The following is a 5,030-nucleotide window of genomic DNA, read 5'->3' as shown; positions in this document are numbered from 1 at the left end:
ATAATTCGGATAAATTGGGGCAGCCTTCTACAGTCATCATTGATCCGCCAAGAGCAGGTATGCATGATAATGTTGTTCAGGGAGTGCTCAAATTGCAACCACAGAGAATAGTTTATGTCTCCTGTAATCCCGCTACATTTGCACGGGATGCCAAATCTTTGTGCCAGGTAGAATATGAGCTCATGAAAGTGCAGCCGGTGGACATGTTTCCGATGACGCCGCACATTGAATTGGTGAGTCTTTTGAAAAGAGTAGAGGACTAAAAAAAGGTGAATTTATACCGCGTGAATAAGACCCTTTCGGCATTGTTGAGCATAGGAACTTTCTGTTAATGTTCCGTTGGATTTGGCCCCGCCACCGACTTCACGATAGTAGACAATATGCCGTCGATAATCAATTTCGATTATTCGCAGACGTTTATTGCCTTTTTTAAGAATGTGTCCGACTTCAAGTTCGTCAAACTTGGGTTGAGCGCAATCACTGTTCATATTAATTTCATCGCCCAACTCTGAAGAAAACTTAATAGTTTCTACGTTATTGGACGAAAAATTGTCGTAATCACCATTCCCCCAAATACCGAATCTCCTCCTCTAATTGAATATTGAACTTTTTGGCAACCTCAAGTTTTACTTTTTTAATAGCCTCTTTTATGTCCCCTGCTTTTGCGTCACCGAGATTCAAAATAAAATTGGCATGCATCTCTGAAATCTGCGCACCGCCTATTTGCAGTCCTTTTAATTCGCACGCTTCAATTAACCTGCCTGCAAAATCACCCGGGGGATTCGTGAACACAGAACCAGCACTGGGCCCCGTCGGTTGCGTTTTGCGTACTTTTAGTTCTTCCTTCAGTTTGCGTTCTATGTTTAGGGGTTCATCCGGCTTTCCTTGTAATCTTGCCGTAATGACGACTTCGCCGGTTTGTTTGAGTTTACTATTTCGATAAGAAAACTCCAATTCATCTCCCTTGAGCCAGGTTTTTTGTCCATTGTTTGTTAAAACCAGAGCTTTTTCAACTAAAGTACTGATCCACTGCTGGCGGGTACCCGCGTTCACGGCAACCGCTGCGCCAACGGTTCCGGGAATGCCGATGAGAAACTCCAAGCCCCCAACACCTTGTTTTGCAGCTTCTTTTGCTAGAACAGCGAGGTTGGTACCTGAGTCAGCTTCAACAATATGATTTTGTTGAAAAGAAATTCGGTGAGCTCGATTCAATATCACCAGTCCGCGAATGCCTTTGTCGGAAACCAGTACGTTGGCACCAAACCCCAAAATGGTGGGTTTATGATCTTGCTGCCGCGCGGCGCGTACGGCCTGAGTTAGCTCATCTGCCGTTCGAACAGTAATAAATAAATCAGCCGGGCCGCCGACTCGCCAGTTGCAGTGTTTGACTAATAGTTCGTTTACTCGTAAACGTTCCGGGCCAAATATTTTGGTTAAGTTCGCTTGTAGTTGTTTTAGATTCATAAATTAGGAAAAATCAAAATTGAAAATTGTGAATTAAGTTAATAAAGCCTGGGACATTTTCAAATAGATTTTAACAATACGATCAAAAGCATATAAAAAAGCCCCACCGAAATCAATCGATAGGGCTTTCATATATAAAGATTTGCCAGGCACTTTCGAAGTGAGTAAATTCCTGACTTTCTTTAATTCACAAACACCTCTTCAACCGGTCTGATTTTTACTTTGTCCGCTTGGAAATCTAACTTGTAATCCTGAATGATTTTGTCCTCTTCCAAAAGCTCTGCCGGCTTTTCGGCCTGGTAGGTCATTGGTGAAGTGGTATTGTTGATGAGCCGGTTTTTTAAATCCTCCGCATCTTTTGTGATAAAAGCAAATTTAATGTTTTTATCCTGCAGGTGCTTTTTGATGACCCTATTGATATCTTTCACTGTGAGCTTTTTCAGCTCAGAAGCGATAAATTTGGTGAATTCATCAATGCCGTAATACTTGCTGTCCAGACTGTAGCCAAGCTGGCGGTCCTGGGTTTTGGTGAGAATATTGACAAACTTCAGCAAGTAGTTTCTCGTCGCTTCGAAATCCTCTTCGGTCATGCCTTCAGTAATGAGTTTGTTCAATTCGTACATGGCAACACGTGTGGCAAAGTGCGCGTTTTGAACAGTTTCGAGCGGACGAATCCAGACTTGAAAGATTTGCTGTTGGCGTCCTAAATTGGCGTCGGGATGAGTTAGGAACATGCCACGCGGGAAGTATTCGATGTAAGCATAGTCGCCGTAGTTCATACCGCGAATTTCCCGAATTCGCTGGTAGAGGTGGCTGTTCGAGGAGCGGTGTTCGCCAAAATAGGACCGCACCAGCCAGAGCGCTGGAAAATCCGGGTGAGAACGTGTGACCTCAATTGGGAAGCCAAAAGAAACTGCGGTCGAGCGAGTCTCCTTTTGAATAATCTCAGCTTCAAATCCGTTAATTTTTTCCGGCAATTCTAGCTCAGCAGTTGTTCCATTCGTGCTGCCTTCGGGCAACTGACCTAAATCTTTGCTAATCTTTGCTAAAAAATCATCAGGAAAATTGCCGGCCATTCCTAAAACGAGATTTGTGCGCGTGTAGTTCTTCGCATAAAACTCTTTGACATCATCCAAAGTTAACTTTTCAAGTGCGGCAACGTGACCTGAATTCAAATGGCCGTAGGGATGATTCTTGTAGATCATCTCATAGAGCACTTCCTTGCCTAATTCCTCCTCATTATTTTCGCGCAGATTTACTTTGATGGCGTTGATAAGATTGGTTTTCACACGCTTGAAATCGTCTTCGTCCCAGCCCGGGTTGAGGAGTTGTTGCGAAACAATTTCATAAAAGGCGTTTAGATTGTCTTTGTGCGTTGTGGCTTGGAAAACGGTTATTTCTTTGTCGACTTGATTTCCGATGCCCGCTGCCATTGGGTAAAGCGCTTTCTGAATTTCTTCATATTTCATGCTTTTGCTGCCGGCATTGGTAATCATGTTTGCAGTCAACTGGGCCAGACCTTCTTTTCCCTCCGGATCGTCAGCAGGCCCGGCATTGAACATAATTCTAAAATTAATAATGGGAGAATCGCCGCGCTTTAATAAAGTTGCTATTTTAGGTGCGGCTTGCATATCGGCCTTGACAATTTCGTCAATTGATCCGGTTGTGCTCGCCACTTCCGGTAACGGGTCATGAGAAAGGGAAACCACAACCAATCCGTTATCGGTGAAATATTCGTTTGCTTTGGTTTTGACATCTTCCACCGTAATGGAGTCATACAGCCGGTAAACCCGGTTGATAGTTTCCGGGTCGCGGGTATTGGCAACATAGCTGACAACGGCTTCTGCGATGGTTTCCGAGTTGTCCATGCTATTTGCAAATGAGTACTTAAGATTCGACTTACTGTCAGCCAATCTTTTGCTTGAAATAGTTTCGGTGCGTACGCTGGCAAAGGTTTTGAGAATTTCGTCGCGTACGTACCAAATGTCGGCGATGTTTTTCACACGGGCTGCTACGGTCAGTAAAAAGGGGTCTTGTCGATCCGGGAAGTATGGGAAAAACTGATCAACCTTTTGTTCTTTGACCACGAGTTTTTGGTAGATCGGAGAGCTTCGTGAAAATGTGGTGAATTGGATGATGTCCATCGTGGCCATATCGTTCCTGGTCTCTGAAAATGCCGGACCATGAAAAGCAACGGTAATCCAGGGAAGGGTAGGGGATTTCCACTCGACGTGTTCATAAACCGCACCACTTGGTTTGGGCTCTTTAGGAACTTCGGCTGAATAACTGCCTTTTTTCCAATCGCCCCAGTATTTTTCAACCAGCTTGAAAGTCTGTTCAGGCTTCAGATCTCCTGATAAAATGATAACCGTCTTTTCCGGCCGGTAATAGCGGTCGAAGAACTTCAGGCTATAATCAAATTGATTGGGCATATCTTCGATGTCTTTGAGAAAACCCATCGTGGTATGCTTATAAGTATGCTTTTGAAAGGCTGCATTTCGCTGCACTTCAATCAGCTTGCTAACCGGATTCGCGGAGTTTTTGTTGTATTCCCCCAAAACCGCTTTGGATTCGGTTTTGAAATCTTCGACGGAATATTTGAGGTTTTGAAAACGATCCGCTTCCAATTTGAGCACCGTTTCCAGGTCGTCTTTGGAGAATGTGATGTGATAGATGGTGTAATCGTCGGTCGTGCCAGCGTTTTGATCGGCACCGGCGTTCTTAAGAATTTCGCCATATTCCTCTGAGGAATATTTTTCTGTTCCTCTAAACATCATGTGTTCAAAGAAATGAGCAAACCCTGATTTGCCGGGTTCGATTTCATTGCGGGAGCCGGTTTGTACGGGAATTTGTAAGGCAACAATATTCGGATAATCTGTAGGAATGACGATGACCCGTAAGCCGTTTTTTAAATCCTTCATGTGATATTTATAGGGAAAGATTTTTGATTCAGCGGTGTCATCATTCGATGCCATAAGTCCTCCAGAGGTTAAAAACATGAGCGCAAGGCTCCAGATTAATAGTTTTTTCATAGAATGAGTCCTCTTAATAATTTAAAGGTAGAGAAGTGACAGGTTTTAGAAAATTAGGAATTGAATTCGTTTGAATAGAACATAAAAGTAAACGTGCCTTCTACCAGAATAGTTTCATAATTTTCAACTATCTAATATATCAAAAATTAGCTTGGAATATAGTTGAAATTTGGTTATATTTTCGCCCTTGTTAATAACAAAAACTAAGGAGTTATTATGAAAAAGCTGCTGTTTTTAAACGTTTTTCTGGGGGTACTATTTCTATTTACAACCAGTTTTGCTCAGAATTCCAAATTAAAAATCGATTACGAAAAGTATACTTTAAAGAACGGTTTGGAGGTCATTCTTCACGAAGATAAATCAGACCCAATCGTTTCGGTTGCAATTTTATATCATGTCGGATCAAATCGAGAAACTAAGGGACGTACCGGCTTTGCTCATCTCTTTGAGCACATACTGTTTCAGGAATCGCAGCACGTTGGGCAGGATCAGTTTTTCAAAAAGATTCAAGATGCCGGAGGTACTCTGAACGGC

The 5,030-nt window shown here is 42.9% G+C and carries 5 protein-coding genes; 2 read left to right on the top strand and 3 right to left on the bottom strand.

The window, feature by feature from the left end:
• Positions 1-263 (top strand): 23S rRNA (uracil(1939)-C(5))-methyltransferase RlmD (locus IH879_19460; GenBank protein MCH7677106.1); only part of this gene is annotated, 263 nt, incomplete at its 5' end.
• Between the two features lie 12 nt (positions 264-275).
• On the opposite strand, the gene IH879_19455 is transcribed toward IH879_19460, so the two are convergent.
• The 3 genes from IH879_19455 to IH879_19445 all read right to left on the bottom strand — a co-directional run bounded on the left by IH879_19455 (position 276) and on the right by IH879_19445 (position 4,496).
• Positions 276-488, bottom strand: a complete 213-nt coding sequence (locus IH879_19455) for a hypothetical protein (GenBank protein ID MCH7677105.1) — start codon at positions 486-488, stop codon at positions 276-278.
• A 70-nt stretch (positions 489-558) separates the two neighbouring features.
• Positions 559-1,464: a UDP-N-acetylmuramate dehydrogenase gene (murB, locus tag IH879_19450; GenBank protein ID MCH7677104.1), complete on the bottom strand. Its 906-nt coding sequence runs from the start codon at positions 1,462-1,464 to the stop codon at positions 559-561.
• A gap of 182 nt (positions 1,465-1,646) precedes the next feature.
• A complete protein-coding gene (locus IH879_19445; protein MCH7677103.1) occupies positions 1,647-4,496 on the bottom strand; it encodes an insulinase family protein in 2,850 nt (949 codons plus the stop codon).
• Positions 4,497-4,712: 216 nt separating this feature from the next.
• Between IH879_19445 and IH879_19440 the strand changes: the two genes are divergently transcribed.
• Positions 4,713-5,030 (top strand): insulinase family protein (locus IH879_19440; GenBank protein MCH7677102.1); only part of this gene is annotated, 318 nt, incomplete at its 3' end.

The sequence above is a fragment of the candidate division KSB1 bacterium genome, from assembly GCA_022562085.1.
GTDB lineage: Bacteria > Zhuqueibacterota > Zhuqueibacteria > Oceanimicrobiales > Oceanimicrobiaceae > Oceanimicrobium.
Note: the sequence above shows the minus strand (reverse complement) of the source record. Positions and strands in the feature narration are given on the sequence as shown.

Bases quoted from the DNA above. Each gene is read 5' to 3' on its own strand.
- IH879_19455 (MCH7677105.1), bottom strand. From the start codon at position 488: ATGAACAGTGATTGCGCTCAACCCAAGTTTGACGAACTTGAAGTCGGA.
- murB (MCH7677104.1), bottom strand. From the start codon at position 1,464: ATGAATCTAAAACAACTACAAGCGAACTTAACCAAAATATTTGGCCCG.
- IH879_19445 (MCH7677103.1), bottom strand. From the start codon at position 4,496: ATGAAAAAACTATTAATCTGGAGCCTTGCGCTCATGTTTTTAACCTCT.